This is a genomic window from Agrobacterium sp. 22-221-1, from assembly GCF_053522445.1.
In genome coordinates, this window is record NZ_JBNWCL010000046.1 from 1 (window position 1) to 1272 (window position 1272).

The window sequence follows — 1272 nt, forward strand, 5'->3', positions numbered from 1 at the left end:
TGACCTTGCCCCCAAGTTTTATCCAGTTTTGAGTTCGCTCCAGCGGTTTTGGGTTGCTGTATTCGGGGCGGTAGCGGCGGGGTGCGGTGCGGAGCCATTTCGGCTGCGCAGCACCGCATCACGTCGCGGGTTGATTGTCTGAGCGAACTCGGCGGGTGTCAGCCAGCCGAGGCCAGAGTGTGGGCGGTGATCGTTGTAATCGTAGCGCCAGTTTGAAAGCGCTGATCGAGCATGAGCCAGCGACGAGAAGAGAGTCTCATTCAGGAACTCGTCTCGCAGCCGCCCATTGAAGCTTTCGATGAAGGCGTTCTGGATCGGCTTGCCCGGTGCGATGTAGTGCCATTCCACCTTGGTCCGATCCGTCCATTGCAAGATCGCGTTGCTGGTGAACTCGCTACCATTGTCGCTGACGATCATCTTCGGCTTGCCTCGTCCCTCGATGATCCGGTCCAGCTCACGGGCAACCCGCAGACCGGAAAGCGACGTATCGGCGACGAGAGCCAAGCACTCCCTGGTGCAATCGTCGACCACCGTAAGCACCCGGAACCTGCGACCATCGGTGAGCTGATCCGACACGAAGTCCAATGACCAGCGATCGTTGGCGGCAAGCGGGATCAGCATCGGTGCTCGTGTGCCTATCGCTCGTTTCCGACCGCCGCGCTTGCGCACCGTCAGTTTCTCTTCCCGATAGAGCCGGAAGAGCCGCTTGTGGTTCACAAGGTGACCCTCACGCCTGAGCAGCACATGAAGGCGTCGATATCCAAAGCGGCGACGTTCATGCGCCAGCGCCTTCATCCGCTCGCGAAGGTCATAGTCATCGCTGCGCCTGGTTTCGTAACGGATCGTCATCCGGCAAAAGCCGATGGCTTTACACGCCCGCCGTTCGCTCATCTGGTGGTGATCCATCAGATGCGCGACAGCTTTTCGCCTTGCTGCGGGCGTCACCACTTCTTTCCCAAAAGGTCTTTCAAAGCCGCATTGTCCAGCATCGCATCTGCCAGGAGCCGTTTCAGCTTCGTGTTCTCGTCTTCCAGCGTCTTCAATCGCTTGGCTTCGGATACGTCCATGCCGCCGAACTTGGCTTTCCACTTATAGATGCTGGCATCGCTGACGCCGTGCTTGCGGCAAAGCTCCGAGACCGGCGTGCCAGCCTCGTGCTCCTTCAGAATGCCGATGATCTGTTCGTCTGTAAAACGATTGCGCTTCATTCCCTGGTCCTCTCAATGGGCCAGAGCTTACTTCAAAATGGATTATTTCAACGGGGCAAGGTCA

Annotated in this window: 1 protein-coding gene; it reads right to left on the reverse strand. The window is 58.2% G+C overall.

The features are described from left to right. Nucleotides 1-18: 18 nt before the first annotated feature. Nucleotides 19-1208 (reverse strand): IS3 family transposase gene (locus ACQZ5N_RS26365; RefSeq protein ID WP_113048895.1). Its coding sequence is split into 2 segments (ribosomal slippage): nt 19-959 and nt 959-1208, totalling 1191 coding nucleotides; the frame shifts between segments, so codons are not numbered across the junction. Between the last annotated feature and the right edge of the window lie 64 nt (nt 1209-1272).